This window comes from Pseudomonas sp. FP2196 (assembly GCF_030687715.1).
Classification (GTDB): domain Bacteria; phylum Pseudomonadota; class Gammaproteobacteria; order Pseudomonadales; family Pseudomonadaceae; genus Aquipseudomonas.
Genome location: NZ_CP117445.1, coordinates 1,935,191 through 1,961,837 on the forward strand (window position 1 = coordinate 1,935,191; position 26,647 = coordinate 1,961,837).

Genomic DNA, 26,647 nt, shown 5'->3' on the forward strand with positions numbered 1-26,647 from the left:
CTTCTCAATGTAGTTGATTTTATGTTGCGCATAGATCTCAGCCTTCTCTGACGATGAACAGAAAAGTCTGTTGAGTAGAGATTTTTTGAGTGCCGCCCACGAGATAGACAACCTTGTCGGGGTCGAGTAAGTGCTTCCATCTGGATTTCTCCAGCGAGGCCCGCAGTGCCGGTGAATTCAGTTCCTCGCCCGGTTCCATAAGGCGCTGGATTGTGCCGTCAGGGGCACTGGGGCGGAATCGCAGCACGAATACAACGTCCAGATTGCTGCGTTGAAAGAGCAAGGCATCATCGCTGAACAACCGACTGGTGCGATCCACGTCATAACCGTTGAGCTGCAGAAGTTCGCTGAATAAACCACGCAGGCTGGAGCCGGGGGTCTGCACGGTATTACGCCATTGCTGATGAAACCCTTGTGTATCAAAGTCGATGCGCTTCAGAGACTTTGCAAAAGGCGAGGGCAGCAACAGAATCTGGCTGAGCAGATTGTTGCCCGACTGCACGTCCAGGATGGGGAGCATCATCAGCGGGTCAGCCAGCTCGCGGCGGGGGGCGGCGGCACTGGAGCGGTTGCCCCAGTGATAGAGTGTGTCGAACAGTACCCGTAGCCCGTTACCGTTGATGACAGTGCTGTGGTTCGCTTCATTGAACGCTGCTCTGGCGATGGCGCTTGAGGAGTGATCTGAAAAATGCCTGAAGGTTTTGGCTACAGACGCCGTTAGCGATCTCTGAAACGGAGGGAGTTCCACCACCGTCCATGTGTCATCTTTTTTTATCGCCCATATCGGCTGGTGCGATGGATTGTTGTTAAGCATCTGTTCGAAAGCGTCGAATCGCCCCGGAGTAAATAACGGGTTTTCCAGGAAGACCAAGGGGGGCTCGGTCGACAGGCGTTGCGGCACGATCACATAGTGAAGTTCCTCAATTTTTACGGAATCGTGCCATTCAGGCTTGAAGGTTTTCCCCCAGTTTCTCCAGTGCGCTGTGGGTGAGGCAGGCGCGGATGTTCGGGTATCAGGCAAGTGTTCGGTCAACGGCGCCGTGTCGCTTTGCCCACCTTCTTCAGTGAGGCGTGGGCGTTTGCCGGGGCCTGACATTTCGCCCATGACTGCAGCCGACCAGTCCTGATCCTTTGGCGACGTACCAGACGGCCCGGAAGGTCCCGGTGTTCGTACCCGCCACCGTTTTGTGCCTGGAGCCGGCTCAACCGGTGCACCCAGCGAATCCCGCTCGTGGGCAGAAGTTTGCCAATAATGACCGTCCGGTTCTCGGCGCACCAGGAAGGTGGTTCCGTCATCCATGTCGACATAGGTAGCCCCCCGCCTGTCGTATCGAAGTCCCTCCGCCGTTTCCTCGGCACTTGTCAGCCAGGCAACCTGCTCGATCGGCAAAGGTAGGGGGGATACCCTGCCTGGCGGTGTTTCAACTGTCTCCGCACGATCAGTCTCTACATTGTGTCTCGGCTGGCTTGCTGTTTCGGGGCGCCAGAGGGGTTGTCCTTCGATCTGTTTCAGGAACGGACCCGGTTCCCCCAGATCTTGCGGCCAGAATATCTGATAACGTCCATCGGGTTGGCGTACGACTTGAAGATGGCCTTCGCCTGCCACGTGAGCGTACGTGCCGCCTTCCGGGCTCTGAAAAAGGCCGCTGTCGATTGCGCGCAACAGATGGGTTTTATCGGCAGGCCAGGTAATCGCGTTCATATTGATCTCCAGCAATCTGTCGATCAAATGCGGCAATGTACTGACCGTTGCCGACGGCCGCTCAGGACCACTGCGCGCGGCTGCTCCTGAAGTATCTGGCGTGAGAACCCCGCCAGGAATCGCAGGATCGGAGGTGTCAGCAATGAAATGGCTGCCTGCAGACGGATCCGATACAGGTCTTGTCGGGGTGGGCAAGGTATCGTGTGAAGGGGTCACAGGCAGTCGCTTTGGTGGCTTCGCCATCCTGGTGCTCCAATAGGTCAATGAGTTGTTATTCGCGCTTACCCTTCTCTCACCATGAAAAGCGTTGATTTGCCCGGCTCCGTCTGTTGCACGCCGCCCATTAAATAAACGACCTGATTTCGAGCCAGATGAATGTTCAATTCCTGCTGTGCGGGGACCGTCAGCCTTGATTGAAATACTGAACTGGAAATTTCGGCACCTGGCAGCGTGGGACGAGGAACCCGATTCCCGGTGATACGTGGCAGCTTCAACACGAATACGGCGGTAACGCCTTCGCGGTGAAAGATCAGCGCCCCCTCTTGCAGTGCGCGCGAGGACGGATTGACGCTATAACCGTTTTCCCGCAGAAGCGTGCTGAATAAGGTGCGCAAGTGGGCGGGGGTCGGGGCGGCAGAATAGGCATCCCAATGCCCGGGAAACTTTTGCGGATCAAAGTCGACCCGCACAAAAGCTGCCGTGGAGGACGAAGGCAATGAAAGGATGCCACCGGGGTACAGACGGTCGGGCTGTGTCGGCAGACTGGGCAGTAACATCAATGGATCCAGAAGCCCCGGAGTGGTCGGTGCTTCGTTGTTGACGCGATTGATCCAGTGTCGAACTGTCAGCACCATCGTCGACAGTGAATGATTGTCTGGCGCCGCGGACTGGGTGCTGTGATCAAACACGGCTCGTGCGATGACGCCCTCGCAATGACTCGACAAATGTCGGAAGGCCGTGGATACGTATTGCGTCATCGGCATTTCAAACGGCAGGTGGTTCTCCAGCACTCTCCATTGGCCGTCGCGCTTGAGCGCCCACTTCGGCTGATGTGAAGGGTTATTGCGCAACATGGTTTCAAACGCGTCGAAGCCACCTGCAAGTGCAAATCCAGGATGTTGCAAATAGACCAGGCCGGTGTCGGGGGTCCTTTCTCTGGACACGATCTGATAGTAAGCCCCGTCTATTTCTATCGAGTCGCCAGTTTCAGGTCTGGTCGCTTTGGCCCAGTTTCTCCACTGGCCTGAGGACAAGTCCAGGGCGCCCGCCTGCCTGGAAAACAGGGCTTCCATCAGTTTGTCGGCATTGGCTGAGACATCAATCGCCGATTCCAGGCGTGCCCGTTTGCTCGGGCCGGGAATCGCGTCAGCCGTTTCAACAGGCGTTGAGTCAACATCCGGTTGTGGACGTTTAGAGGTCGTGGCGGTCGGCTCCACCCGGCGCCACAGTCTGCTCCCCGGTATCTGTTCGATCAGGTCACCGGAGGGGCTCGTTTCACCGGCATGCGTCTGCTGAAAACTGCCATCCGGGTTCCTGCGTACCATGACGGTTCCGGCTTCCATGTCGACATAGGTTTTTTTGTGTTTGTCGTAGCGGATGCCTTCTGGCGAACTTTGCGCATTGGTCAGCAGGGCTGCCACTTCAACATCAAGGTAAATGCGCGGATGTACGCCGGTGTCGATGGGCGTCTCTACAGCACTCGCCTGGAGTGTCGACGAATCGGCTGATCTGTCCATGCTCGCGTGGTGCGCAGACGGAGCTTGTTGACGTTCTGGCATATGGCTCACGATCACGCTTGGACGCTGTCCGACTCTCTCGGACTGGACGGTTGATGAAGAGGAGTCGGGCGTCGGATCAACGCCCGTCATGTCTGGAAGAGAGTGCGCGATATCACCGCGGGGGCTCTCTGGCGAATCAGATTGCGCTCTTGTTGTGGTCGTCGAGGCATCAGCCGTCGTTGAACCGGGAATCTTCTTGGGTGGTTTAGCCATTGAATTGCTCCGATGAAGTGCGCATCCGTTGATCTGCACCGGGCGCCCGAAATTGATCAGGCGAACCGGCAGAGCAGCGTGCTTTGCAAGCGCGCGAGGGGTTTCAAGAGGGCTAATGTTGGGCAAGCGCGAGAGTGCGGGGGCGGTATATATATATGGCTTCGCTGCCAGTTATTGCAGGGCATTGCGGCGAATGGGGGGGGGGAGGGCATCGGAACCCTCATCGCCGGATCGATGAGGGTTTACCTTGTTTTCAGCGTTCTCTGAGAATAAATACCGAGTCAGCATCTGGCTCGGTCTTCAATACTCCGCCTATGAGCCACACCACATTGTTTTGTGCCTGCGCGGTTTTCAGTGCGAGATGGGCGGCACTGCCGATCCGGTCTGGCAGGGCAGGATCGGCCAGTTCGGTGCCTGGTACCGTGTGATGCACCACGACGTCATGCTGGATCACGCCCAGCGTCAGGAAGAACACCTTGTCATGGCTCTCGCGCCTGAATACCAACGCAGGTCTGCGATGTTCGTGGGTCAGCGGAAAAACGTCGTAGCCGCTGCGAATCAGCAAGGCACCGATCAGGCGCCGAAGGTTGTAGTCCGTTGGATCTGTTTTGTAGTGCTTCCATTCGAACGCGAAGTGTTGCGGATCGAAGGTGAGCCGTTGCAACTCACCTTCAACTTGCGGTTTCAGTTTGATAGCTTTGATGCCGTCCGCTTCGATAATGGAGGCGACAGGTAGCATGTTCATCGGATCGGCAAACGCCGGCGTGGTGGGAAATGGCTTCTGGTTCCACTGGTGCAACACCGCCTGAATGTTGATGAGGCCGGTGGCGGTGATGACGGGGGAGTCATCCGAGAGTTCGAATATCCGTCGGGCTACGGCCCGTGAGGTGAAGGCGGAAAAATCCACAAAGGTTTCGGCGACGGACTGCGAGAGCGGCTTTTCGAAGAACCGCTTGCCGGGCCGAACTTCACCCGGTTCGTGGCCAATGCGAAACGTTGCTACGGGTTGCAGGGAAGGTGCTTGCTGCAACATGTGCTCAAAGGCGTCGAAATGCGCTGGCGCAAATTCCGGGTGTTGCAGGAAGTACACCTTGGGCAGGCGGTTGGGGGCAGTACCCATCGGCACGATCGGGTAGTGAAGCCAGCCCAGTTGTACCGACTCTCCCGAGGTTGGCTGGTTCAAAAGCCCCCAGGACAACCAGAAGTAAGGCGTTTGATCCGGCGACGGGGCAGTGTCAGCGGTCGGTGAGTGAGCTGTGTCTTGGGCCTCGTCGAGTCGAGGCCGCTTGCCTGGATGCGGCGTCGGTTCATCAGACTCTGCAGCGGGATGCGGAGCTGACGCTGGCGGGGTTTGTTCACGCGGCAGGTCCTGAGCCTTGCGGCGCCAGAGTTTCATACCCGGGATCAATTCAACCTCGGCACCGGAGGGCGACAGTTCGCTGGCAGAGGTCTCTTGATAGACGCCAGCACGGTTTTTGCCAACCATGACAGTGCCTTCTGCCAAATCGACATACGTCTTTTTATGCTTGTCATAGCGGATGCCGTCCGCCGAGAGTTCGGCCCTGGTCAGCAGCGTGGCCAGTTCTGGTGCAATGTAGGGTGGCGATTGCGAAGGTTTGGGCGGGGACTGCCAACCTGGACGTTCAATGCGCCAACGCGGCTGACCTGCGATTTTCGCCAGGATCGGCCCGGGAACGCCGGGGGCGAAGGAAAGGGGCACATGGTAGACGCCCTGCGGGTTCTGTTCGACCAGGAACCGGCCTTCCGCACCAATTTCGGCGTAGATTCGCGCATCCGGCCCTTTGTAAAGTCCTGTCTCGGTTCCGAAAGGAACCAGCTCTGCATAGCGCTCTTTAGGCCAGGCGATTTCACCGCTGGCGGATTGATAGCTTTCGATGTGAGGGGCTGGCATTTCATTGATGACCACACGCGGCAGGAGAGCGTCTGGGCCTTTGGTCGCATTGGAAAATGGTATGTCAGGCGTCAACTCGCTGCCTGACAGATATGTCTCAGGAGGGTTGGTAAGCCGAGGGTGCCCTGAGGGCGGGTCTGGTACGGGCGTTGCAGATTTAACGGGTTTATCGGCATCGATAGAACCAGAAATCTTTTTCGGAGGTTTGGCCATAAACTATTAATCCGTTGATTGAAGTTTCAAAGAAAAAATTATCTGTCGACAGGCGTGGGGACACTCGAAGGCGGCCCGGCGGAGCAAGGCAATGAAAGTGCGCGCAATAACGGCAGCCTTTGAGCTGGAAGTAACGATGTTAGTAATAGGCTCAGCGATTTAAGACTTTCAGTCATGAATATTCAAGCGCGCGATTTTTATCGCTGTCCAGTATTCACTCATGTGCCGCAAGCCCGTTATTCAGCGGGCGGGGAGATGTTAGTGATGTGTTGCATCTGTTGTATATCGAGGGGTTGTTGCGATGTATTACAGTTGTCGGCAGTGGTTGTTCTGCGTTTATCGATGTTTGGCGAAGATTAAACAGCTAATAAAAAACCCTGAATTCAAAGTGTGCATTCAGGGTTTCAAGATAAACAATGATCGATATTTGTTTAATCAGATCAGTGGCTGCTGAGCAAAGACACAGCGCCGGCACCACCAAACAAACCGGCACTGATTCGATTGAACCAACTTTGGCCTTTACCGCTGCGCAGATAGCGCGCTGCGCCGTGGGCGCCAAGCCCGTAAGTCAGCTTGCACAACAGATCCAATACCGTCCACGTCGCTATCATGATCAGCAGCTGTGGCAGGAACGGCTGTTCGGCACTGAGAAATTGTGGCAGGAATGCGGCGAAGAACAGAATGTCTTTCGGGTTGCTCGCGCCCAGTACGAAAGCTCGACCGAACAACGCACGGAAACGTGGCACAGGCGCCGCTTGCGGCACTTCGGCGCCTGTCGAGGGCTGGCGCGATTGCTGCCAGCTTTGCCAGGCGAGGTAGAACAGGTAGAGCGCGCCGACAATCTTCAGGGCACTGAACAGTTTTTCCGACGCCAGCAGCAGGGCGCCCAGACCCAGCGCGGAAGCACTGAGCAAGCAGATCGAGGCAATCACGCCGCCGAGAAACGCCGGGTAAGAACGGCGCAAACCGTAATTCAGACTGTTGCTGATCATCAGCAACGACAGCGGCCCCGGTATGAGGATCACCACCAGTGCAGCGCCGCTGAACAGCAGCCAGGTTTCCAGACTCATCACTTTGCTCCCTGTTTTTGTTGGTCTTACGAATGTGCAAAAGCCCCACCCGCAAGGGTGAGGCTGGTTTGAAGCTTGAACCGCGTAACGCTTACAAGAAGATGAACTTGGCGATGAAGATCGCGCAGAGCACCCACAGGCTGACAGAAATTTCCTTGTACTTGCCGGTACCGGCCTTCAGCGCCACGTAGGTGATGAAGCCCAGCGCGATGCCATCGGCGACCGAGAAGGTCAGCGGCATCATGATCGCGGTGACGATCGCCGGAATGCTGTCGGTGGCTTCATCCCATTCGATATGGGCCATGCCGCCCATCATCAGCATCGCAACGTAGATCAGTGCACCGGCGGTGGCATAAGCGGGAATCATGCCGGCCAGCGGTGCGAAAAACATTGCCGCTATAAATAGCACACCTACGGTGACTGCGGTAAGACCAGTCCGACCACCAGCGGCCACGCCGGCAGCACTTTCCACATAGCTTGTTACTGGAGGGACACCAACCACGGCACCGAATACGCTGGAAGCACTGTCGGCCTTCATCGCGCGGGAGAGGTTTTCGATACGGCCGTCAGCGTTCACCAGATTGGCGCGCTGGGCAACGCCCATCAGGGTGCCGGCAGTGTCAAACATGTGCACGAAGAGGAAGGCGAGCACCACACTGATCATGCTGACGTTGAACACGCCGGCCACATTCATCGCCATGAAGGTCGGTGCCAGACTCGGCGGGGCGGACATGATGCCCTCATAGTGCACCAGGCCCAGGCCCCAACCGGCCAGGGTCACGGTGATGATGCTGATGAGGATCGCGCCGAATACGCGGTGGTAGCTGAGGATCGCGATCATCAGGAAGCAGATGGCGGCGAGGAGCGGGCCGGGTTCACGCAGGGAGCCGAGTTTGATCAAAGTAGCCGGGCTATCGACGACGATGCCGGCGGTTTTCAGACCGATCAGCCCGAGGAACAGGCCGACTCCCGCACCCATCGCATAACGCAGACTGACCGGAATACTGTTGAGCAGCCATTCGCGAATCCGCGAGAAGGTCAGGATCATGAACAGCACGCCTGAGACGAACACCGCACCGAGCGCGGTTTCCCAGTTGTAGCCCATGGTGCCGACCACGGTGTAGGTGAAGAACGCGTTGAGGCCCATGCCCGGCGCCAGCCCCACCGGCCAGTTGGCATAAAGCCCCATCAACAGGCAGCCCAACGCGGCAGAGATACAGGTGGCGACAAAGGCTGCACCGTGATCAATCCCGGCATCGGCCATGATGTTCGGGTTGACGAAAATGATGTAGGCCATGGTGATGAAGGTTGTCAGACCGGCAATCAGCTCGGTCTTCACCGTGGTGCCATGCAAGCTGAGTTTAAACAGGCGCTCAAGCAAGCCAGTGCGTAATGGCGGCGAGAGATCCAGCGTCGATGCTTCGGATTTGCGGCTTTCCACAGCGAGTACTCCTCAAGAGTTTTATTGTTATTTCCAGGGCCGGACCCATGAGGGGTGGCAGCGGCCCTTTGAGGCATACGCGAATTTGTTGACCATGAGGTCAGGAACTCGCACGCTGTGGATTATGCTTTTGTGTACAAATAAAGCAAATATTGTTTTTGATTTTGTTTACGAAAGGTCCGTCGATAGGGATATATCGCTCAGTCGACAGCAGTCTGACTGTTCCCCAGCGCCAGATTCACCGCCAGCCACCCATTCACCGCCGCCTCCCCGGCCTCGGCAAACACCCGCTCCAGCAACTTCACCTGCTCGCGCCGCAACGCCTGTTCAAACTTCGCACCTTCCGGCGTCAATTCCAGCAATCGTTTACGCTTGTCCGCCTGCGACGCCACGCTGTCCACCAGATGCATTTCCTGCAATTGCCGCAACGGCATGTTCAACGCCTGCTTGCTCACCCCGAGCAACGCGAGCAATTCCTTCACGCTCAAATTCGGATAACGGGCGATAAAAAACACAATCCGCTGATGCACCCGCGACAGGCCGCGGCGCTCCAGCATCTCGTCAGCCTTGGCGGTGAAGGCCTGATAGCCGAAGAAAAAAGCTTCCATGGCCTGCTGCTGACTGTTGGGGTCTTTAAGGTCAATCATGTTGACGTACTCGCTCAAGCTGGCGTAATTTCAGTCAACAAGTTTGACTCATTTTTCACGTGCCTCGCTACCGGTGACCTCCATGGCTTTTTCCGAACGTGTCTCGCGCCTTAAAAGTTCTTTGATCCGTGAAATCCTCGCCGCGGCCCAGCGTCCGGAAGTGATGTCGTTTGCTGGCGGCTTGCCTGCTGAAGCCATGCTGCCGAAAGTCGAATGGGCCGATATGCCGCTGTCACTCGGGCAGTACGGCATGAGCGAGGGCGAGCCGGCATTGCGCGAAGCCTTGGCCGCAGAGGCGAGGGCGCTGGGGCTGGATTGCGAAGCGAGCCAGGTGCTGGTGGTCAGCGGCTCGCAGCAGACTCTCGATCTGGCGGCCAAGTTGTACATCGACAAAGGCACCCAGATCTTGTTGGAGGCGCCGACCTACCTGGCCGCGTTGCAGATATTTCAATTGTTCGGCGCCGATTGCCTGACCGTGGCGCAAGAGTCCGATGGGCCGAACCTGGCGCAACTGCGCAGCCGCCTGGAGCAGCATCGTCCGGCGTTCATCTACTTGATCCCGACCTTCCAGAATCCGTCCGCCGTGCGCTACAGCGAATCCAAACGTGCCGCCGTCGCTGCACTGCTCGACGAATTCGGCGTAACCCTGATCGAAGACGAGCCATATCGCGAACTGACGTTCGACGGCGGGAGCGCCAAACCGATTGCCGGACGCTTGAAAAAATCCAGCTGGATCTACACCGGCACCGTGTCGAAAACCTTACTGCCCGGTTTGCGTGTCGGTTACCTGATTGCCAGCCCGGATCTGTTTCCGCACCTGCTCAAGCTCAAACAATCAGCGGATCTGCACACCAATCGCATCGGCCAATGGCAGGCTTTGCAGTGGATCGGCAGTGAGAAATATCAGCAGCATTTGAGTGATTTGCGCGGTTTTTACCGTGAACGGCGCGATGGTTTTCAATCGGCGCTGGAAACGCATTTTGCCGACCTGGCCGATTGGAACGTGCCGCAGGGTGGGCTGTTTTTCTGGCTGACGTTGAAGCTGCCGATGGACACGCGCTCATTGCTCAATGAAGCGCTGGCCAATGATGTGGCGTTTATGCCGGGTGAGCCGTTCTTTCCCGATCCCGATAAAAATCTCGGGCATTTGCGCTTGAACTTCAGTCATATCGATCCGGCACGACTGGATGAAGGGCTCAAGCGATTGGCGGCGGTAGTGCGCAAGGCGCAGGCGGCTGAGGCGGCCTGAAAACAAATAAACCGGCTCAAGGGCCGGTTTATTTTTGTCTGAAATTTGTGTTGGTTGGCGGGTCTCATCGCTGGCTTGTCAGCGATAGGGCCATCAGCCCCTTCACAAAACCATCAGACCGCCGCAAATCGCTTATCCAGATAATCAATGATCACCTTGGATTCATACATCCAGGTTGTCTGGCCATTCTCTTCAATGCGCAGGCACGGCACTTTGATCCGGCCACCCTGTTCCAGCAGCGTCTGGCGATCCTGCTCGTTGTTCTTCGCATCCTTCAGCGCCACCGGCACATTCAAGCGACGCAAGGTACGGCGGGTTTTTACACAGAACGGACAGGCGTGGAACTGATACAAGGTCAGATCCTTCGCAGCACTGTCGACCTGAGCCTGTTCGGCGGCGGGGCGTTTTTTCTTGCCCGGACGGGTGAGGAAATCGATGAAGATAATCAGTTGGCCGAGACCGACACGAAGCGCTTTGACGAACACGTTACAAGCCTCACAGGGACATTGAAGAAGGCGCGCAGCTTACCCGATTTTTCACGGACGAAAAAAAACCGGCGATCAACGCCGGTTTTTTTGTGTGACGAGTTACTTGATGAGGCTGAGGAATTCGCTGCGAGTCGCTGCGTTTTCACGGAACTCACCGAGCATCACCGAAGTGATCATCGACGAATTCTGCTTCTCGACACCGCGCATCATCATGCACATGTGCTTGGCCTCGATCACTACGGCAACGCCCAGCGCACCGGTGACTTGCATCACCGCGTCGGCGATCTGGCGGCTGAGGTTCTCCTGAATCTGCAGGCGGCGCGCGTACATGTCAACGATGCGCGCGACCTTCGACAGGCCCAGCACTTTGCCGCTCGGGATATATGCGACATGCGCCTTACCGATAAACGGCAACAGGTGGTGTTCGCACAGCGAGTACAACTCGATGTCCTTGACCAGCACCATTTCGCTGTTGTCGGAGCTGAACAGGGCACCGTTGGTGACCTCTTCGAGCGTCTGTTCATAACCGCGGCAGAGGTACTGCATGGCTTTGGCGGCACGCTTTGGCGTGTCGAGCAGGCCCTCGCGGGAGACGTCCTCGCCCAATTGGCCGAGAATCGCGGTGTAGTTCTGTTCCAGTGTCACAGGGGCTGATTCCATAAGGGTTTCAGAGGGGTACTGTTTCTGTCTGTACCAATTTTGTACCAATCAAGCTGTTTTCGGGCTTTCCGAGATCACCCCAGTCAGTGCTGGAGTTGATCCATCGGGCGAAAGTCGATAGCAACATCTGAACGCTATGACCAAGCTGAGTGGCAATAAACGCAGGGTTCATACCCGCCATGAGGCACATGGTAGCGTATGTGTGTCGGCAGTTGTATTGCCGGTGGGCGCGAATCCCCAATTCGGTCAGTGCAGCCTGGAAGTGTTTGTCGGTGAAGGTCGATTGCTGAATGAACTCAACGTTCTTGGTAGGCGGGAGCACGTAGGGCGATTCGGCGCTTTTGCGGCAGCCCTGCAAGGCGCGTTATTGCGCCTTCAGTTCGGCCTGCTCGCACAGCTATTGAGCATGACCTGGTACCCGTTGCGGGTTTTAGTGCGCACCTCGATCGGGTAGACCGCGACGATGCGACACACGTTGACCGGTCGCTTCTCCCTATCTAGGTCCTCCTCGTGCGTCGCGACGAACTCGCTCGGGCTATAAATAATTAACAGAAAATACAATGTCAGCGTTAGCTGTTCCCGCTTCTAATCTTTCGTTTGCCAAGTGATAGTAGTTGGCGTAAAGATTAATTGAGGGGTCTTTTTCGCCGGGTCTAAAGTCTTGATAACGCATGTTGGTATTAAATCTTACTGGTTGGCCATCCGTGTTCGTAATCTGCAGTCCTACACCTCTGGCTGTTGATGTCCCGTTCAGATTGATAACCCCCTGTTGCTCATCGAAAATTGACGAGGTCGGCATGAGCTTGTAGCTGATGTTTTTTATACTTTGGCCACAATTATTAAATGCAATTTTAAACTTAATGGGTTGAGTCTTGCTTTGGGGTTTGTCCAAGTCTGCCAGTTTGTAGTTGTTCCCCATTAATACATTTATGGATGGAGTCTCGCAAGATTCAGTCCTTACAGTAACGCTTTCCATCATTAAATCCATAACTTTTTTATCTCCAGCGTAGATCGTTGATATTCTTCCGCCTGCTATTTCCCCAGGCGTTATCTCTGCTGTTTTTGTCAATGAGAAATAATACATTCCAGCGCTGATCTTTGTTGTTCCCACGGGGAGCAATTTGCCACTTATTTGATCAAATGGAGGCGGGCCAGTGAATTTAATTGCAATCCCCGGCAAGATATTCCTGGTTTCAAAACGAAAGTACGCACGCGTTGAGCATGTAATTGAAATTTCTTCGGTGTAGCCGCCCTGACCCCCACTCAAAATTTCAGTGCCAATTGGAGTGTCGCGAGGAATAGTCACATAGCGCGGCGCTCTTATAGTAACCCGTGCCTCGTTATTCACTGAGCACATTGTAGCCGCTTCACAAATCATGGCATGGAATAAACTGCTCAATGTAGTCATAGTAAAAACAAATAGACGCACGCATGATTTCTCAACTAAATTCAATGGGTATGAGAAGTTTGTCAAAATAATCTGAAGGCTTATATAAGAAGATTCTGATAATTGCCACACAAGCAATCGCTGTAGGTCAGGGTATTTAAAAGTGTTTTTGGTGCCACGTTTTGGGTCGTTAGCGCTCATTTCTGTGCAGTCGCAGGGCAAATGAGGCGAGTCACATCAGTCCTGATCAGAAGCACGCCACTTTTGCTTTTGGCGGAAAACTGGCGTTCGGCTCAATCATTCGCGACGAAATAAAAAGCCCCGAATCGTAGCGAACGCTGCGGGGCTTATAGGAGAGACAGTGAAGGACTCTCTTGTGCCAACTACCGTGTTTTGGCGTGGTTAAGCAATGATGGCCTGGATCTAAGTCATCGAATTAATTGGCCCTGATAACTTACTGAACACCTCGAGTCGCGGTGTAATTCTGTTCCAGGGACATGAAACTACCTGTGGGGATTTTCGCAAAGGGCAAGGGTACGGTGGCGGACACAACCCTGCAGGTTCGGTGTAACGGGATTATTCGTCGCGACCTTCCATCATGGTGCGTTTAAGCATCACGTAAACCGCGCCGGCACCGCCGTGTTTCGCCTGACACGAACAGAAACCGAGCACTTGGGCGTGTTGGCGCAGCCAAGTGTTGACGTGGCTCTTGATCATCGGCCGTTTGCCGTCCAGCCGCACAGCCTTGCCGTGGGTGACGCGCACGCAGCGAATTTCGAATTTGGTCGCTTCGGCAAGAAATGCCCAGAGAGTCTCCCGGGCCTTTTCCACGCTCATGCCGTGCAGGTCGAGGCTGCCTTCGAATGGGATCTGGCCGACCTTGAGCTTGCGCATCTGACTTTCCTGCACCCCGTCGCGCGCCCACATCAACTCGTCTTCCGGGCCGACGTCGATCACGAATTGATCGGACAAACCATCAACGGTGGTGGTTTCGGTGCGCACGGTAGCGGACTGACGCAGCTTGGCGATCTGTGCGCGGTCGGCCTTGGGTTTGCCGGTGTCGGCGCGGTCGTGCTTGATTGGCTTGACGCCTTGGATCGCACTTTTGAACAGGGAAAAATCGTCGTCTTGCATGTCAGCCTCCGCGAAGGGCGGCCAGTTTACCCAAGTCGAAACAAAACGGCCCGGCAAAAAAGCCAGGCCATCGAGTCAGTCGTGTTTTTTCATCAGGTGCGGGGACATGTTCAGTTCCCGCGATTGCCGGGCGCGACGACGGCAGCGACGCCACAGGGCCACGCCGAAATACAGAAACACCAAGCCGACTGCCAGAATGATCGCCGAGCCCGTCGGCGTAGCATTCAAATCACCAAGCGCTGGTGGGCGCCCGAGCAGGCTGGCGGCCCCGGCCATCGCCAGCAGCACACCGAACGTCGCCAGAATGGCGGCGATCGCAGCGCCGAAGCGAAAACGCCAGTTGCTTTGGCCTTTGGGCCGCAAGCGGCGTGCGTCAAATCCATCGGATAACTTCATTCCGACCTTCCTCAATGGGTATCGGCCCTTCGACCGGGAGTTGACCGGGTTGTTCCTGAGGCTATGGCATTTGCGGCAAATGAGAGGATTTTGCGGATGAGCGGCGCCGTGAGCCGCTCATCAGAGCCAATCAGATCAAGTCTTGAGTCAAGGCGAGGGTAGCGAAATTGTCGGCCATGATCGCCATTTCGGCTTCCTGCACCAGTTCGGCACTGAGTACGCGCCCCTTGAACGGCAGGTCACGGGTGGCACAGGCATCTTCGACCAGCGTGCAACGGAAACCCAGATTCTTCGCCGCCCGCACAGTGGTGCTGACACTTGAGTGGCTCATGAAACCGCAGACGATCAGATCCAGCGAGCCAAGATTCTGCAGGCGGTCAAGCAATTCGGTGCCATGGAATGCGCTCGGCAGCAATTTATCGATGATGGTTTCATCGCCCTGCGGTTCGAGGCCGGGGATGAACTCACCGCGTTCGCCTTGTGGGTCGAACAGGCCACCAACGGTGCCGAGATGACGCACGTGCACGATCGGCCGACCGGCTGCACGGGCCGCGGCGACCACTTGTTTGATGTTCGCGACGGCCGCGTCCATGCCGCTCAGGGCCAGCGGGCCACTGAGGTACTCTTTCTGGGCATCGATGATGACCACAGTGGCATGGCTCAGTGTGGCCGCTGCGTAACCGCGACCGCTGAGTTGAAACATCGTTTTTGGAACGGACATTCTGGGGCTCCTTGGGGTGGGGCTTTTGCGACATTGTCCTCTGGCTGAGCGGTTCTGTGAATCGCTACCATCGTAGGTGCCGTCGTTACTGGCCTGCAGCCTTGTCAAGTTACACGTTCTGTTCAATAGCTGATGAAAAAAATAGAAATCTCCTACCGTCGCGCCGGTGTTTTTCCTGCGTCGTCGTGGCGCGTTTTGGCTGGTAGAATCGCCAGTCGTTTTTTCTGGAGTTCTGCCCCCGTGATCACTTCCCGACTTCGTACCCTGCGCGACCACATCCGTTGGGCCGTCAGCCGCTTCCATGGGGAGGATCTGTTTTTCGGCCATGGCACCGACAATGCCTGGGACGAGGCCCGGCAGCTTGTGCTGGGTGCGCTGCACCTGCCGTGGGAAATCGCCGACAGCTATCTCGATTGCGCGCTGGAGGATGATGAGCTGGTCAACCTGCAACGCTTGCTCAAACGCCGCATCGAAGAGCGCATCCCGACCGCTTATCTGCTGGGGGAGGCGTGGTTCTGCGGCATGTCGTTCATCGTCGACGAGCGCGTGCTGATTCCGCGTTCACCGATTGGCGAGCTGATCGAAAACCGTTTTGCGCCGTGGATCGGCACTGAGCCTGCGCGGATTCTTGACCTGTGCACCGGCTCTGGCTGCATCGGCATTGCCTGTGCCTACGAATTCCAGAACGCCGAAGTCGTATTGGCGGATCTGTCGTTCGAAGCGCTGGAAGTGGCTAACCAGAACATCGAGCGCCACGGCGTTGATGAGCGTGTGTATACCGTGCAGGGCGATGGTTTCGACGGGTTGCCGGGCCAGCGTTTTGACCTGATCGTGTCGAACCCGCCCTATGTCGACGCGGAAGATTTCGCTGACATGCCGGACGAATACCAGCATGAGCCGGAGCTGGGCTTGGCTTGCGGTGATGATGGTTTGAATCTGGTGCGCCGGATGCTCGCCGAAGCGGCTGATCATCTGATCGAGAAGGGCTTGCTGATCGTTGAGGTGGGCAACAGCCAGGTGCACGTTGAAGCGTTGTACCCGGAAGTCGACTTCGCCTGGCTCGAGTTCGCGCGCGGCGGGCATGGCGTGTTCATGTTGACGGCGGAGCAGTGCCGCGATCATCAGGCGCTGTTCGCTTCTCGGGTTTAAAAGCAAAAGATCGCAGCCTGCGGCAGCTCCTGCAGAGATCGGTGCAGGAGTTGCCGCAGGCTGCGATCTTTTGATTTACCGGTGCGTAGCAATCCAGATCAACAATCCGGCCTGAAACACCGCAAACGCCACCAGACAAGTAATGGTGAAGCGCAGCCCGGCGTCTTCACGCTTGAACTTGCTGACTTTCTCTTCTTGCTTCTTCAGCTTCACTTCCTGCTCGGCCAGGTTCTGCTCTGCCTGCTGAAGCATCTGCGCCGCCTCAAGAATCTCGACGATCTGCAGCTTTTCGCTGTTCCAGTCGCCGAGCAAGTCACCGACCTGAGCCTCCTTGATGCTGCCCTTCAAATGCTGGGCATCGGCGTAGACCACTTCGAAACCGTGGACTTTCAGGAAATGATCACGACGCAGGCGGGTGTCTTCGTTCAGCGCGTCCTTGTTGTTCAAGTCCATGCCGTCGACGGTGTAAGTCGGCCAGCGTTTCTTTGCCCAGTTGATACCTTGTGCGGCCATGAAACGGCCGATGCCACGGTTCAACGGTTCAATCTGCAAGCCGCTGTCCGGACCGAAGTACACACGCTTGGTGGTGTGATCGACCCACACATCGAGATGATTCTGCTCTTTGCGAACGCGCTGGTTCGGCAGTTTGATCGCCATGCGCATCAGGCTTTTTTCTTTGCTGTTGCGTTCGGCGTAACCGAATTCGACAAAACGCAACGGCCGGCCGCCGGTATTGCGATCGGTCTGCAGCGGGGCCAGGCGGAGCATCTTGTGGTGCTCGACGTGGACATCCGCCCACGGCAGCTCGACCGCTGGCGGTGCGTCTTTTTCAGCGGTGGTGTCGGGTGAAGTCTGGGTATCAGTCATAACGGCGAGATCCTGTCCAAGCCCTGCTTGTCGCCAGCCGATACGCTGGCGACAAAGGCTTATCGGCCGCTTTCTTCAGGACTGGAGGGGAAACACCCGTTAACGGGTGCGAAGTCCGTCAATAAACTCGATGATTTTGCTGCCCAGTTCAGCGGCCAGCGGCAAATTCGGGTCCTTGTAGGAGGCCAATTGCCGCTTCATATCGTTATGCACGATGCGCAGAACATGGTTCATGCCTTCGATCACCGCCAGTTCGGCGTCCGGTTTGGCAGCCTTGAGCAGCTTCGCGTCCTCGGTGCCGACCTGAATGTCGTTGCTGCCTTGGACAATCAATGCCGGCATTTTCAACTGCCCGAACGCTTGTGCGGGATCTTGCCGGAACAGCGAAATCAGATACGGCTGCACGCTCGGGCGGAAAATCACTTGCAACGGCCCCGGCACGTTGTCGTCGGTATGACCGGCCTTGAGGCTGTCGAGCAGTTCGTTGCTGCGCAGCATCAAGGGCGGCGGCAGGCTGCGGGCCAGTTGCTCGCGGATCACCTGATCGACCGGCCGGGCGCTGCCAGACAGGGAAATAACCGCAGCGGCATCGGCACCCGGCGCGGCCAGCGTGGCGATCAGCGCGCCTTCGCTGTGGCCGAGCAGAATCAGTTGGCCGAACCGTGGATCTGCCTTGAGCTTACGCGTCCAGGCCTGGGCGTCGGCGACATAGGCTTCCACCGACAGATTGCGCTCATCAGGCGTGGCGGCGAGGCTCGCAGCAACACCGCGTTTGTCGTAACGCACGCTGGCGATGTTGTGTTTGGCCAGCACCCACGCCAGCCGTTTAAGGCTGTCATTGCGCCCGCCGTCGGGGTTGTTTCCGTCACGATCCGTAGGACCTGAGCCTGAAATAATGAGGACAACCGGCACCGGACTGTCGGACTTGGGCAGCAACAGCGAACCGAAAAGTTCTCCGCTACCCGTGTCCAAAGTCATCGGACGCTGTAGGACTGTCGCCTGGGCAAAGCCAGTAAAGAGGGTAAGACTCAAGATCAAAACTCGCAGCATCATCACGCCATCATTCGCCAAGGTGCCGGTTGGACTCGCCAACACCGCTAAGGTTCGAGGATGAACTACTCGGTTAGCCTGCGTATACTGGCGCGCATCACGAATTTGGGTTTGATTTCACGGAGCGTCCTGCATGTCCGGCAATACCTACGGCAAGTTGTTCTCTGTCACCACCGCTGGCGAAAGCCATGGTCCGGCGTTGGTCGCCATTGTCGACGGCTGCCCGCCGGGCCTGGAGATTTCCATCGAAGACCTGCAGCGCGACCTCGATCGCCGCAAGCCAGGCACCAGCCGCCACACCACCCAGCGTCAGGAAGCCGACGAAGTCGAAATCCTCTCCGGCGTGTTCGAAGGGCGCACCACCGGTTGCTCCATCGGCCTGCTGATCCGCAACACCGACCAGAAGTCCAAGGACTACTCGGCAATCAAGGATCTGTTCCGCCCGGCCCACGCCGACTACACCTATCACCACAAATACGGCGAGCGCGATTATCGTGGCGGCGGCCGTAGCTCCGCTCGCGAAACTGCGATGCGCGTGGCGGCCGGTGCGATTGCAAAGAAATATCTGGCGAGCCAGGGCATCGTCATTCGCGGCTACATGAGCCAGCTCGGCCCGATCGAAATCCCGTTCAAGACCTGGGATTCGGTCGAAGAGAACGCGTTCTTCAGCCCTGATCCGGACAAAGTGCCTGAGCTGGAAGCCTACATGGACCAGTTGCGCCGTGATCAGGACTCGGTGGGCGCGAAGATCACCGTCGTCGCCGAAGGCGTTATGCCGGGTCTGGGCGAGCCGATTTTCGACCGACTCGACGCGGAACTGGCCCACGCCCTGATGAGCATCAACGCGGTGAAAGGCGTGGAAATCGGCGCCGGTTTCGCCTGCGTCGCCCAGCGCGGCACCGAGCATCGCGATGAACTGACCCCGGAAGGCTTCCTCAGCAACAACGCTGGCGGCATCCTCGGCGGTATTTCGTCTGGTCAGCCAATCGTTGCGCACCTGGCGCTGAAGCCGACGTCGAGCATCACCACCCCGGGCCGTTCGATCGACGTCGATGGCAATCCGGTCGACGTGATTACCAAGGGCCGCCACGATCCGTGCGTTGGCATCCGCGCCACGCCGATCGCCGAAGCGATGATGGCCATCGTGCTGATGGATCATCTGCTGCGTCACCGTGGCCAGAACGCCGATGTGCGCGTGAGCACGCCGGTGCTGGGGCAGCTTTAATGGCTGATCTCAAAGCCGTCGCGGCATAACCGGCGTGGCGGCGCTCCCTTACTGGCGGCTGTCCAGTTTCTACCTGTTCTACTTCGCCTTGCTCGGCTCGACGGCGCCGTTCCTGGCACTGTACTTCGATCACCTTGGCTTCAGCGCAGCCCGCATTGGTGAACTGGTGGCGATCCCGATGCTGATGCGCTGTGTAGCGCCGAACATCTGGGGCTGGCTGGGTGATTACACCGGCAAACGCCTGGCCATCGTGCGCTTCGGCGCGGTATGCACGTTGCTGACCTTTTCCTTGATTTTCGTCAGCAAGACCTACGCCTGGCTGGCGATGGTCATGGCGCTGCATGCGTTCTTCTGGCACGCGGTGTTGCCGCAGTTCGAAGTCATCACGCTGGCGCATTTGCAGGGCCAGACCTCCCGTTACAGCCAGATCCGTCTCTGGGGCTCGATCGGTTTCATCATCACCGTGGTCGCGCTGGGTCGCCTGTTCGAATGGCTCAGCCTCGACATCTACCCGGCGGCGCTGGTGTTGATCATGGCCGGCATCGTCCTCAGCAGCTTGTGGGTGCCGAACGCGCAACCGGCGCAGGGCAATCGACCGACCGGCGAGGGCTTTCTCAAGCAGTTGCGCAGTCCTGGCGTTCTCGCGTTTTACGGTTGTGTCGCGCTGATGCAGATGAGTCACGGGCCTTATTACACGTTTTTGACCTTGCACCTGGAACGCCTCGGCTACAGTCGCGGCGTAATCGGCATGCTCTGGGCGGTCGGTGTGGTCGCCGAAGTACTGATGTTCATGGCCATGAGCCGGATTCTTTCGCGTATCTCGGTGCGCCGGGTGCTGATGGCCAGTTTTCTGCTGGCGGCGCTGCGCTGGGTACTGCTCGGTTCGTTCGCCGAATTCCTGGGGGTGCTGTTGTTCGCGCAGGTTCTGCACGCGGCGACCTTCGGCAGCTTTCACGCCGCTGCCATCCAGTTCGTGCAACGTAGCTTTGGCGCGCGGCAGCAAGGTCAGGGTCAGGCGTTGTATGCAGCACTGGCCGGCACCGGCGGTGCGTTGGGCGCTTTGTATTCCGGCTACAGCTGGAATGTCCTCGGCTCGACATTGACCTTTAGTATTGCCAGTCTCGCGGCGCTCGCTGCTGCCGTTATCATTGCCACACGTATGCATGAGGACAGGCCATGAGTCTTACGCGTGAACAACTCGCCCAGCAAATCGTCGACGCCGGGCGTTTTCTCTACGGTCGAGGCTGGTCGCCGGCCACCAGCAGCAACTATTCGACACGCCTGTCGTCCAGCGAAGCGCTGCTCACCGTGTCCGGCAAGCACAAGGGCCAGTTGGGTCTGGATGATGTGCTGGCCACCGACTTGTCCGGTAACAGTCTGGAGCCGGGTAAAAAACCGTCCGCCGAAACCCTGCTGCACACCCAGCTCTATAGCTGGCGCTCTGAAATCGGAGCGGTGCTTCACACTCATTCGGTGAACGCCACGGTGCTGTCACGGCTGACCCCGGAAGACTTTATCGAGTTCGAAGACTACGAGTTGCAAAAAGCCTTCAGCGGCATCTCGACCCATGAATCCCGGGTGCGCGTGCCGATTTTCGACAACGATCAGGACATTGCGCGCCTCGCCGCCAAGGTGCAGCCTTGGCTCGACGCCCATTCCGATTGCGTCGGTTATCTGATTCGCGGCCACGGCCTCTACACCTGGGGCGCACAAATGAACGACGCGCTGTGCCAGATCGAGGCCTTTGAATTCCTGTTTGAATGCGAGTTGAAAACCCGCAGCGTCATGAACCGCCAAGGCTGACTTCACCAGAATCAGCCCGTTTGCCTGATGAAAGGCTGTGCCCGACCGGTCTGCAAGAACCGGACGGCAAGGCCGATACCGAGGAATTGCCCCAATGAGCAGCCTGTCCGTCTATCACATTTCCAGCCCTGAGATTCCAAACAAGGTGCTGACCCATTTCGAAGACATCGCTTCCACCCTGGCCGAGCAGGGCGTGCGTTTCGACCGCTGGCAAGCCGCCGCAAAGATCCAGCCCGGCGCGACGCAGGAAGAAGTCATCAGCGCTTATAAAGAGCAGATCGACACGTTGATGACCGAACGCGGTTACATCACTGTCGATGTCATCAGCCTTAACAGCGACCATCCGCAAAAAGCCGAATTGCGCGCCAAGTTCCTTGAAGAACACCGCCACAGCGAAGACGAAGTACGCTTTTTCGTCGCTGGCCGTGGGCTGTTTACCCTGCACATCGACGATTACGTTTACGCCGTACTCTGCGAGAAGAACGACCTGATCTCGGTGCCCGCCGGCACCAAACACTGGTTCGACATGGGCGAGCATCCGCACTTCGTTGCGATTCGCTTGTTCAACAATCCTGACGGTTGGGTCGCCAGTTTCACCGGCGAAAACATCGCTGGCCGCTTCCCGCGTCTAGAGGACTGAGCCGATGTCGATCAAAGTCATTCTTACCGACATAGAAGGCACCACCAGCGCGGTAAGTTTCGTTTTCGACGTGCTGTTCCCGTATGCGGCCAAACATCTGCCGGACTTCGTGCGGCAGAATGCCGAACGAGCCGATGTCGCCGAGCAACTTGACGCTGTGCGCCGCGACAGCAACGAGCCGCAGGCTGATGTTGAACGTGTTGTAGAGATTCTTTTGGGCTGGATCGCCGAAGACCGCAAGACCACGCCGCTCAAGGCGTTGCAAGGCATGGTCTGGGAGCAGGGCTATCAGGCCGGGCAGTTGAAGGGCCATGTTTACCCGGATGCTGTTGAAGCACTTCAACGCTGGCATCAGGCGGGTTATCAACTGTTTGTGTATTCGTCCGGTTCGATCCAGGCGCAGAAGCTGATCTTTGGCTGTTCTGAGGCGGGGGATCTGACTCCGCTGTTCAGTGGTTACTTCGACACCACGTCCGGGCCCAAGCGTGAGGCACAGTCTTACAGCAACATTCAACAGGCGATTGGCGTTGAAGCTGCGCAGATTCTGTTTCTGTCGGACATCGTGCAGGAACTCGATGCGGCTCAGGCTGCCGGTTTGCAAACCTGCGGTTTGGTCCGTGAAGGCGGGGAGTTGGCGGGGCATGTGACGGTCGATAGTTTCACCGGCATAGAACCGGAAGCCTTTTAAAGCGCTGAATCCTGTACAGGGAAACGGCACACAAACAAACAGGCCGTGAAGCGCATGCTTCACGGCCTGTTTTGTTTAAGGGGTTTGAATTACAGCGAGTGATAAGTCGGCAGGGCAAAGCGTTGCTGGCTCTGCAGCATCGCAATTTGCGGCAACTCGCTGGCCTGTTCGGCGAGGTCACGGCGAATCGCACTGATCGCCCACGACAGTTGGTCGCCGGCATGCAGTTGTTGATAGCTGAGGGCGCGCTTGAACACTTTGCCGTCGGCGCTGCGCAAGGTCAGCAGAATCCCGCCATCGGGACGCGGCGCAGTGGTGACGTCGAAGTTGGAGAACAGGGAGGTAAATTTTTCTTGGATCAGGCTCATGTTTTTCAGCTCCGTATGCACTTGAATGGCAAGCATGCAGAGGAGGTTGCAGTGATTGTGCCAGCAGTCGATAAAATTAAAATCCTTATAAATCAATAAGTTAAATATCTTAAAATTTAAACGGGTCGTGCAATCTGCATGAATGGCCATCGTGCATCCTGCATTTTGCGGGATCGTTGTCGATTCTACGGAACCAATTGGTAAAGCCAGGATCAACGCCGTCGCCGTTGAGCTTGCGGATACAAAACATTGCAAAAACCGCGTGTACAGGCCGAGAAGCGCTGACGTATTTTCGGTCTCGACTGCGCCCACAAAGCGCCAGTCGCATCAGCCCGACAATAAAAAACACCGGCCAATCCCAAGGCCGACCGGGGAGCTTCCATGAGTCACGCGCCAAGCGACACGATTACCTGGGGCATGATGCTCCGCAAACTGCCGACGATCGCCAGAGCCATCCCCCGGGTGGTCAAAGGCATGAAGGTGGCCAACGTCACGGATCCGACCCAAAGCTGTGGCCTTGGCTGGACATTCGAGCAAGCGACCCTGCGCAATCCCGATGGGCCGGCGTTGTTGCAGGGCGATGTGTTGCTGACCTATACGCAGGTCAACCAGTGGGCCAATCGTATCGCCCACTATCTGAACGGGCAGGGCATCGGCAAGGGCGACGTGGTGGCGGTGTTCATTGAAAATCGCCCGGAACTGCTGGTGACGATACTGGCGCTGGCCAAGGTCGGCGCTGTCAGCGCGCTGCTCAATACCTCGCAGACCCGCGACACACTGATCCACAGCGTGAACCTTGTAGCGCCGGTGGCGATCGTGGTCGGCGAAGAGTTGGTGCCCGCATTTGCTGCGGTGCGCGAGCAGGTGTCGATTGCGCCGCAGCGCACTTGGTTCGTCGCCGATCAGGACACCTACAGCCACCCGGGCATTGCGCCCGAGGGCTATGTCAATCTGATCAGCGCCAGTGCCGACGCCAGCAGCGATAATCCGTCGAGCAGCCAGCAAGTATTTTTCGATGACCCTTGTTTCTACATTTACACCTCCGGCACCACCGGGCTGCCCAAGGCGGGGGTGTTCAAGCACGGTCGCTGGATGCGCAGTTCCGCCAGTTTCGGCATGATCGCGCTGAATATGCGCCCGGACGACGTGGTTTATTGCACCTTGCCGCTGTACCACGCCACCGGCCTTTGCGTGTGCTGGGGCTCGGCGATCAATGGCGCATCGGGCTTTGCGATCCGCCGCAAATTCAGCGCGAGCCAGTTCTGGAGCGACGTACGCCGCTATCGCGCGACCACCATCGGCTACGTCGGCGAGTTGTGCCGCTATCTGGTCGATCAACCGGCCAGTGCCGATGACAACCGTCACGGCGTGCGCAAGATGATCGGCAACGGTTTACGCCCGGGCGCCTGGGCGGAATTCAAGACACGGTTTGCGGTGGATCACATTTGCGAACTGTATGCGGCCAGCGACGGCAATATCGGCTTCACCAACATCCTCAACTTTGACAACACCATCGGCTTTTCCCTGATGGCCTGGGAGTTGGTCGCCTACGATCACGACAGCGGTGAACCTCTTCGTGGCGATGACGGTTTCATGCGCAAGGTCGGCAAGGGCGAGCAGGGGTTGCTGCTGGCAAGGATCGACGAGAAGGCCCCGCTGGACGGTTACACCGATCCGCAGAAGACCGCCAAGGTCGTGCTGGGCGATGTGTTTAACAAAGGCGACCGTTTTTTCAATACCGGTGACTTGCTGCGCAATATCGGCTTCGGTCATGCCCAGTTTGTTGATCGGCTTGGCGACACCTATCGCTGGAAGGGCGAAAACGTTTCGACCACAGAAGTCGAGAACCTTCTGCTACAGCACCCGCACATCTCCGAGGCGGTGGCGTATGGCGTGGAAATATGCAACACCAACGGTCGCGCCGGGATGGCGGCGATAACCCCGGCTGAATCTCTTGCGACCCTGGATTTTGCAGAACTGCTGACCTTTGCACGCCAACGCATGCCGGCCTACGCCGTACCGTTGTTTTTGCGGGTCAAGGTGAAAATGGAAACCACCGGCACCTTCAAATACCAGAAAACCCGGCTGAAAAAAGAAGGTTTCGATCCGGGCCAGACGGGCGATGACCCGATCTTCGCCTGGTTGCCCGGCACGCAGACCTACGTGCAGGTCACCGATGAAGTTTTGGCGGAAATTCATCAGGGCAAATACCGTTATTGATTCTGGCTATAGCCAATCTTGAGAAAAAGGGGGTGACAGCTATCGTCTTGCTCGGGAAACTGTCGGCTTTCCGATTGACCGAAGTGGAGTTGCCCCATGTCCGACCAAAGCCGCCAGATGACCCCTGAAGAAGCTGCCGAATTCACCGAGCAGGTTTTCAACAAGGCGCGCGACGGTGATGCCCAGATGCTCGATCGCTTGGTCAGCGCCGGTTTGCCGGTCAACCTGAAAAACAGCAAGGGCGATACCTTGCTGATGTTGGCCAGCTATTACGGTCATATCGACGCAGTACAAGTCCTGCTTAAACACAAAGCCGATCCCGAGATGCGCAATGGTAACGGCCAGAGCCCGATTGCCGGTGCGGCGTTCAAAGGCGATCTGGCGGTGGTCACGGCGCTCGTTGAAGCGGGCGCGGAAATCGAAGGTTCGTCCTTTGACGGCCGCACGGCCCTGATGATGGCAGCGATGTTCAACCGCGTTGCCATTGTCGACTACCTGATCAGCAAGGGCGCCGACCCGAAAGCCAAGGATGCCAATGGCGTGACGGCGCTGGACGCGGCGCGAACCATGGGTGCGGTCGACACCACGGCGCAGCTGGAAAAACTGCTGGGTTGATCGATTCAAAAGATCGCAGCCTTCGGCAGCTCCTGCACTGATCTCCTGTATGGGCTGCCGAAGGCTGCGATCTTTTGCTTTTCTGCGCTATCCTTCGCGCCCTCAAAATCTACCTTCGCCACAGGATCCGCCCTCATGAAAGCCGCACTCGCCGAACTCATCAGCAAAATCAGCTCCGGCTGCATGGGCGAGGACGAGATCCTGAACGTGGCCGATGAAGCCGCTCAGGCCTACGCCGATGCCGATGCGTTTCTGGCCGCCAATCCGGATATCAACTACGACGACACATTCCCGATTCCGCTGGGCGAGTGGGTTGTGGTCGGCAGCCTGCCGGAAACGGTGTTGTTTCAGGCAGACACCTACGTCGATCTGTTCGCGCAGATTGTTGCTTCGTTCGGCCCGGACGTGGATTTCAATCTCAAGCCCAAGCAACTGGCCAGGACCGAAGCGTTGACCGCACTCAACCGCATTCAGGTGCAGATGAGCAGCCTGAGCAAGGAAAATGGCGGTTACACGCTGATGAACTTCAGCCAGTTGCTCGACGATGAACTGCAAGTGGTGCTGGTCTACGGCAACGATGTGCCACGGGTGCTGGAACTGTGCGCCGACGTCGGCATCGCTGCCGCACCGTCGCTGGAAGCGCTGAAGATCGCCGTTCACGTCTGAGCGCAATAAAAGGGAACCCTGCGCTGGCCCGTCTATCCTAAAAGTGCATGCCACTATTCTGGAGCGACACCATGGGTTCGACGTTTAACGGTCTGATCGGTCTGATCATTCTCGCCCTCGACATCTGGGCCATCATTAATGTGCTGAAAAGCGGCGCGTCCACCGGGATGAAAATTGTCTGGGTGCTGCTGATCATCCTCTTGCCGGTGCTGGGCCTGATCATCTGGGCAATCGCCGGGCCGCGGGGGAATGTCCGAATCTAGCCGCTACTTTCGAAAACAACTCGAAACCTGTGGGAGCTGGCTTGCCAGCGATAGGATCACTGCGGATTCATTTATTCACCGC

General features: G+C 57.3%; 27 protein-coding genes. 12 read left to right on the forward strand and 15 right to left on the reverse strand.

Annotation, left to right across the window (positions count from 1 at the left end; all coding sequences use genetic code 11):
- Nucleotides 1-37: 37 nt before the first annotated feature.
- From PSH79_RS08780 to PSH79_RS08805, 6 genes are all read right to left on the reverse strand, one after another.
- Nucleotides 38-1,702, reverse strand: coding sequence for a hypothetical protein (locus PSH79_RS08780; protein ID WP_305442198.1), 1,665 nt, complete (start codon nucleotides 1,700-1,702; stop codon nucleotides 38-40).
- A gap of 281 nt (nucleotides 1,703-1,983) precedes the next feature.
- Nucleotides 1,984-3,693 carry a hypothetical protein gene (locus tag PSH79_RS08785; RefSeq protein ID WP_305442200.1) on the reverse strand — a complete coding sequence of 570 codons (1,710 nt, stop codon included), beginning with the start codon at nucleotides 3,691-3,693 and terminating at the stop codon, nucleotides 1,984-1,986.
- 253 nt (nucleotides 3,694-3,946) lie between these two features.
- Entirely contained in the window at nucleotides 3,947-5,818 is a 1,872-nt protein-coding gene (locus PSH79_RS08790; RefSeq protein ID WP_305442201.1) for a hypothetical protein, read from the reverse strand.
- Between the two features lie 440 nt (nucleotides 5,819-6,258).
- On the reverse strand, nucleotides 6,259-6,888 hold the full coding sequence (locus PSH79_RS08795; protein WP_305442202.1) for a LysE family translocator: 630 nt from the start codon (nucleotides 6,886-6,888) through the stop codon (nucleotides 6,259-6,261).
- Nucleotides 6,889-6,979: 91 nt separating this feature from the next.
- Nucleotides 6,980-8,329, reverse strand: coding sequence for an NCS2 family permease (locus PSH79_RS08800; protein WP_305442203.1), 1,350 nt, complete (start codon nucleotides 8,327-8,329; stop codon nucleotides 6,980-6,982).
- 200 nt (nucleotides 8,330-8,529) lie between these two features.
- Complete coding sequence (locus tag PSH79_RS08805; protein ID WP_305442204.1) at nucleotides 8,530-8,976, reverse strand: MarR family winged helix-turn-helix transcriptional regulator; 447 nt, start codon at nucleotides 8,974-8,976, stop codon at nucleotides 8,530-8,532.
- 82 nt (nucleotides 8,977-9,058) lie between these two features.
- On the opposite strand from PSH79_RS08805, the gene PSH79_RS08810 reads away from it, so the two are divergent.
- Nucleotides 9,059-10,225, forward strand: a complete 1,167-nt coding sequence (locus PSH79_RS08810) for a PLP-dependent aminotransferase family protein (RefSeq protein WP_305442205.1) — start codon at nucleotides 9,059-9,061, stop codon at nucleotides 10,223-10,225.
- Between the two features lie 113 nt (nucleotides 10,226-10,338).
- Here PSH79_RS08810 and PSH79_RS08815 read toward each other — a convergent pair whose 3' ends face one another.
- On the reverse strand, nucleotides 10,339-10,710 hold the full coding sequence (locus tag PSH79_RS08815) for a glutathione S-transferase N-terminal domain-containing protein (RefSeq protein WP_095191289.1): 372 nt from the start codon (nucleotides 10,708-10,710) through the stop codon (nucleotides 10,339-10,341).
- Nucleotides 10,711-10,812: 102 nt separating this feature from the next.
- Nucleotides 10,813-11,358, reverse strand: coding sequence for a GTP cyclohydrolase I FolE (folE, locus tag PSH79_RS08820; RefSeq protein ID WP_019826593.1), 546 nt, complete (start codon nucleotides 11,356-11,358; stop codon nucleotides 10,813-10,815).
- Nucleotides 11,359-11,575: 217 nt separating this feature from the next.
- On the opposite strand from folE, the gene PSH79_RS08825 reads away from it, so the two are divergent.
- A complete protein-coding gene (locus PSH79_RS08825; RefSeq protein ID WP_305442206.1) occupies nucleotides 11,576-11,827 on the forward strand; it encodes a hypothetical protein in 252 nt (83 codons plus the stop codon).
- Nucleotides 11,828-11,908: 81 nt separating this feature from the next.
- On the opposite strand, the gene PSH79_RS08830 is transcribed toward PSH79_RS08825, so the two are convergent.
- The 4 genes from PSH79_RS08830 to PSH79_RS08845 form a co-directional block, all read right to left on the reverse strand.
- Nucleotides 11,909-12,961: a fimbrial protein gene (locus PSH79_RS08830; RefSeq protein ID WP_305442207.1), complete on the reverse strand. Its 1,053-nt coding sequence runs from the start codon at nucleotides 12,959-12,961 to the stop codon at nucleotides 11,909-11,911.
- Nucleotides 12,962-13,336: 375 nt separating this feature from the next.
- Nucleotides 13,337-13,894 (reverse strand): Smr/MutS family protein, encoded by a 558-nt coding sequence (locus tag PSH79_RS08835; RefSeq protein WP_305442208.1) that lies wholly within the window; start codon nucleotides 13,892-13,894, stop codon nucleotides 13,337-13,339.
- A 75-nt stretch (nucleotides 13,895-13,969) separates the two neighbouring features.
- Nucleotides 13,970-14,290, reverse strand: a complete 321-nt coding sequence (locus tag PSH79_RS08840) for a hypothetical protein (protein WP_305442209.1) — start codon at nucleotides 14,288-14,290, stop codon at nucleotides 13,970-13,972.
- Nucleotides 14,291-14,420: 130 nt separating this feature from the next.
- Entirely contained in the window at nucleotides 14,421-15,011 is a 591-nt protein-coding gene (locus tag PSH79_RS08845) for a cysteine hydrolase family protein (RefSeq protein WP_305442210.1), read from the reverse strand.
- 240 nt (nucleotides 15,012-15,251) lie between these two features.
- Here PSH79_RS08845 and prmB point away from each other — a divergent pair, with 240 nt between their 5' ends.
- A complete protein-coding gene (gene prmB, locus PSH79_RS08850; protein WP_305442212.1) occupies nucleotides 15,252-16,160 on the forward strand; it encodes a 50S ribosomal protein L3 N(5)-glutamine methyltransferase in 909 nt (302 codons plus the stop codon).
- A gap of 75 nt (nucleotides 16,161-16,235) precedes the next feature.
- On the opposite strand, the gene PSH79_RS08855 is transcribed toward prmB, so the two are convergent.
- Together PSH79_RS08855 and PSH79_RS08860 are read right to left on the reverse strand one after the other, a co-directional pair.
- Entirely contained in the window at nucleotides 16,236-17,027 is a 792-nt protein-coding gene (locus PSH79_RS08855) for a hypothetical protein (protein ID WP_305442213.1), read from the reverse strand.
- Between the two features lie 99 nt (nucleotides 17,028-17,126).
- The gene (locus PSH79_RS08860; RefSeq protein ID WP_305442214.1) at nucleotides 17,127-18,080 is read right to left on the reverse strand and encodes an alpha/beta hydrolase; all 954 of its coding nucleotides are present in this window, start codon (nucleotides 18,078-18,080) and stop codon (nucleotides 17,127-17,129) included.
- Between the two features lie 130 nt (nucleotides 18,081-18,210).
- Here PSH79_RS08860 and aroC point away from each other — a divergent pair, with 130 nt between their 5' ends.
- The 5 genes from aroC to mtnC all read left to right on the forward strand — a co-directional run bounded on the left by aroC (nucleotide 18,211) and on the right by mtnC (nucleotide 22,433).
- Nucleotides 18,211-19,302, forward strand: a complete 1,092-nt coding sequence (gene aroC, locus PSH79_RS08865; RefSeq protein WP_305442215.1) for a chorismate synthase — start codon at nucleotides 18,211-18,213, stop codon at nucleotides 19,300-19,302.
- 34 nt (nucleotides 19,303-19,336) lie between these two features.
- Nucleotides 19,337-20,482 (forward strand): MFS transporter, encoded by a 1,146-nt coding sequence (locus tag PSH79_RS08870; RefSeq protein WP_305442216.1) that lies wholly within the window; start codon nucleotides 19,337-19,339, stop codon nucleotides 20,480-20,482.
- Nucleotides 20,479-21,105, forward strand: a complete 627-nt coding sequence (locus tag PSH79_RS08875; RefSeq protein ID WP_305442217.1) for a methylthioribulose 1-phosphate dehydratase — start codon at nucleotides 20,479-20,481, stop codon at nucleotides 21,103-21,105. The genes PSH79_RS08870 and PSH79_RS08875 overlap by 4 nt, the downstream gene beginning before the upstream one ends.
- Before the next feature lie 94 nt (nucleotides 21,106-21,199).
- Nucleotides 21,200-21,745: an acireductone dioxygenase gene (locus PSH79_RS08880; RefSeq protein ID WP_305442218.1), complete on the forward strand. Its 546-nt coding sequence runs from the start codon at nucleotides 21,200-21,202 to the stop codon at nucleotides 21,743-21,745.
- 4 nt (nucleotides 21,746-21,749) lie between these two features.
- Nucleotides 21,750-22,433, forward strand: coding sequence for an acireductone synthase (mtnC, locus tag PSH79_RS08885; RefSeq protein WP_305442219.1), 684 nt, complete (start codon nucleotides 21,750-21,752; stop codon nucleotides 22,431-22,433).
- A gap of 89 nt (nucleotides 22,434-22,522) precedes the next feature.
- On the opposite strand, the gene PSH79_RS08890 is transcribed toward mtnC, so the two are convergent.
- Entirely contained in the window at nucleotides 22,523-22,801 is a 279-nt protein-coding gene (locus tag PSH79_RS08890; protein WP_305442220.1) for a DUF3509 domain-containing protein, read from the reverse strand.
- A gap of 381 nt (nucleotides 22,802-23,182) precedes the next feature.
- Between PSH79_RS08890 and PSH79_RS08895 the strand changes: the two genes are divergently transcribed.
- The 4 genes from PSH79_RS08895 (at nucleotide 23,183) to PSH79_RS08910 (ending at nucleotide 26,565) form a co-directional block, all read left to right on the forward strand.
- Complete coding sequence (locus PSH79_RS08895; RefSeq protein ID WP_305442221.1) at nucleotides 23,183-25,021, forward strand: long-chain-acyl-CoA synthetase; 1,839 nt, start codon at nucleotides 23,183-23,185, stop codon at nucleotides 25,019-25,021.
- A gap of 96 nt (nucleotides 25,022-25,117) precedes the next feature.
- Nucleotides 25,118-25,636, forward strand: coding sequence for an ankyrin repeat domain-containing protein (locus tag PSH79_RS08900; protein ID WP_305442222.1), 519 nt, complete (start codon nucleotides 25,118-25,120; stop codon nucleotides 25,634-25,636).
- Between the two features lie 135 nt (nucleotides 25,637-25,771).
- Nucleotides 25,772-26,302 (forward strand): hypothetical protein, encoded by a 531-nt coding sequence (locus PSH79_RS08905; protein ID WP_305442223.1) that lies wholly within the window; start codon nucleotides 25,772-25,774, stop codon nucleotides 26,300-26,302.
- A 71-nt stretch (nucleotides 26,303-26,373) separates the two neighbouring features.
- Complete coding sequence (locus PSH79_RS08910) at nucleotides 26,374-26,565, forward strand: PLDc N-terminal domain-containing protein (RefSeq protein ID WP_016773784.1); 192 nt, start codon at nucleotides 26,374-26,376, stop codon at nucleotides 26,563-26,565.
- Nucleotides 26,566-26,647 lie beyond the last annotated feature (82 nt).

Excerpts from the sequence above, each read along its gene's own strand:
- PSH79_RS08780 (WP_305442198.1), bottom strand. The coding sequence starts at position 1,702 with ATGAACGCGATTACCTGGCCTGCCGATAAAACCCATCTGTTGCGCGCA.
- PSH79_RS08785 (WP_305442200.1), bottom strand. The coding sequence starts at position 3,693 with ATGGCTAAACCACCCAAGAAGATTCCCGGTTCAACGACGGCTGATGCC.
- PSH79_RS08790 (WP_305442201.1), bottom strand. The coding sequence starts at position 5,818 with ATGGCCAAACCTCCGAAAAAGATTTCTGGTTCTATCGATGCCGATAAA.
- PSH79_RS08795 (WP_305442202.1), bottom strand. The coding sequence starts at position 6,888 with ATGAGTCTGGAAACCTGGCTGCTGTTCAGCGGCGCTGCACTGGTGGTG.
- PSH79_RS08805 (WP_305442204.1), bottom strand. The coding sequence starts at position 8,976 with ATGATTGACCTTAAAGACCCCAACAGTCAGCAGCAGGCCATGGAAGCT.
- PSH79_RS08810 (WP_305442205.1), top strand. The coding sequence starts at position 9,059 with ATGGCTTTTTCCGAACGTGTCTCGCGCCTTAAAAGTTCTTTGATCCGT.
- PSH79_RS08830 (WP_305442207.1), bottom strand. The coding sequence starts at position 12,961 with ATGAGCGCTAACGACCCAAAACGTGGCACCAAAAACACTTTTAAATAC.
- PSH79_RS08835 (WP_305442208.1), bottom strand. The coding sequence starts at position 13,894 with ATGCAAGACGACGATTTTTCCCTGTTCAAAAGTGCGATCCAAGGCGTC.
- PSH79_RS08840 (WP_305442209.1), bottom strand. The coding sequence starts at position 14,290 with ATGAAGTTATCCGATGGATTTGACGCACGCCGCTTGCGGCCCAAAGGC.
- PSH79_RS08845 (WP_305442210.1), bottom strand. The coding sequence starts at position 15,011 with ATGTCCGTTCCAAAAACGATGTTTCAACTCAGCGGTCGCGGTTACGCA.
- PSH79_RS08855 (WP_305442213.1), bottom strand. The coding sequence starts at position 17,027 with ATGACTGATACCCAGACTTCACCCGACACCACCGCTGAAAAAGACGCA.
- PSH79_RS08860 (WP_305442214.1), bottom strand. The coding sequence starts at position 18,080 with ATGATGCTGCGAGTTTTGATCTTGAGTCTTACCCTCTTTACTGGCTTT.
- aroC (WP_305442215.1), top strand. The coding sequence starts at position 18,211 with ATGTCCGGCAATACCTACGGCAAGTTGTTCTCTGTCACCACCGCTGGC.
- PSH79_RS08875 (WP_305442217.1), top strand. The coding sequence starts at position 20,479 with ATGAGTCTTACGCGTGAACAACTCGCCCAGCAAATCGTCGACGCCGGG.
- PSH79_RS08880 (WP_305442218.1), top strand. The coding sequence starts at position 21,200 with ATGAGCAGCCTGTCCGTCTATCACATTTCCAGCCCTGAGATTCCAAAC.
- mtnC (WP_305442219.1), top strand. The coding sequence starts at position 21,750 with ATGTCGATCAAAGTCATTCTTACCGACATAGAAGGCACCACCAGCGCG.
- PSH79_RS08890 (WP_305442220.1), bottom strand. The coding sequence starts at position 22,801 with ATGAGCCTGATCCAAGAAAAATTTACCTCCCTGTTCTCCAACTTCGAC.
- PSH79_RS08895 (WP_305442221.1), top strand. The coding sequence starts at position 23,183 with ATGAGTCACGCGCCAAGCGACACGATTACCTGGGGCATGATGCTCCGC.
- PSH79_RS08900 (WP_305442222.1), top strand. The coding sequence starts at position 25,118 with ATGTCCGACCAAAGCCGCCAGATGACCCCTGAAGAAGCTGCCGAATTC.
- PSH79_RS08905 (WP_305442223.1), top strand. The coding sequence starts at position 25,772 with ATGAAAGCCGCACTCGCCGAACTCATCAGCAAAATCAGCTCCGGCTGC.
- PSH79_RS08910 (WP_016773784.1), top strand. The coding sequence starts at position 26,374 with ATGGGTTCGACGTTTAACGGTCTGATCGGTCTGATCATTCTCGCCCTC.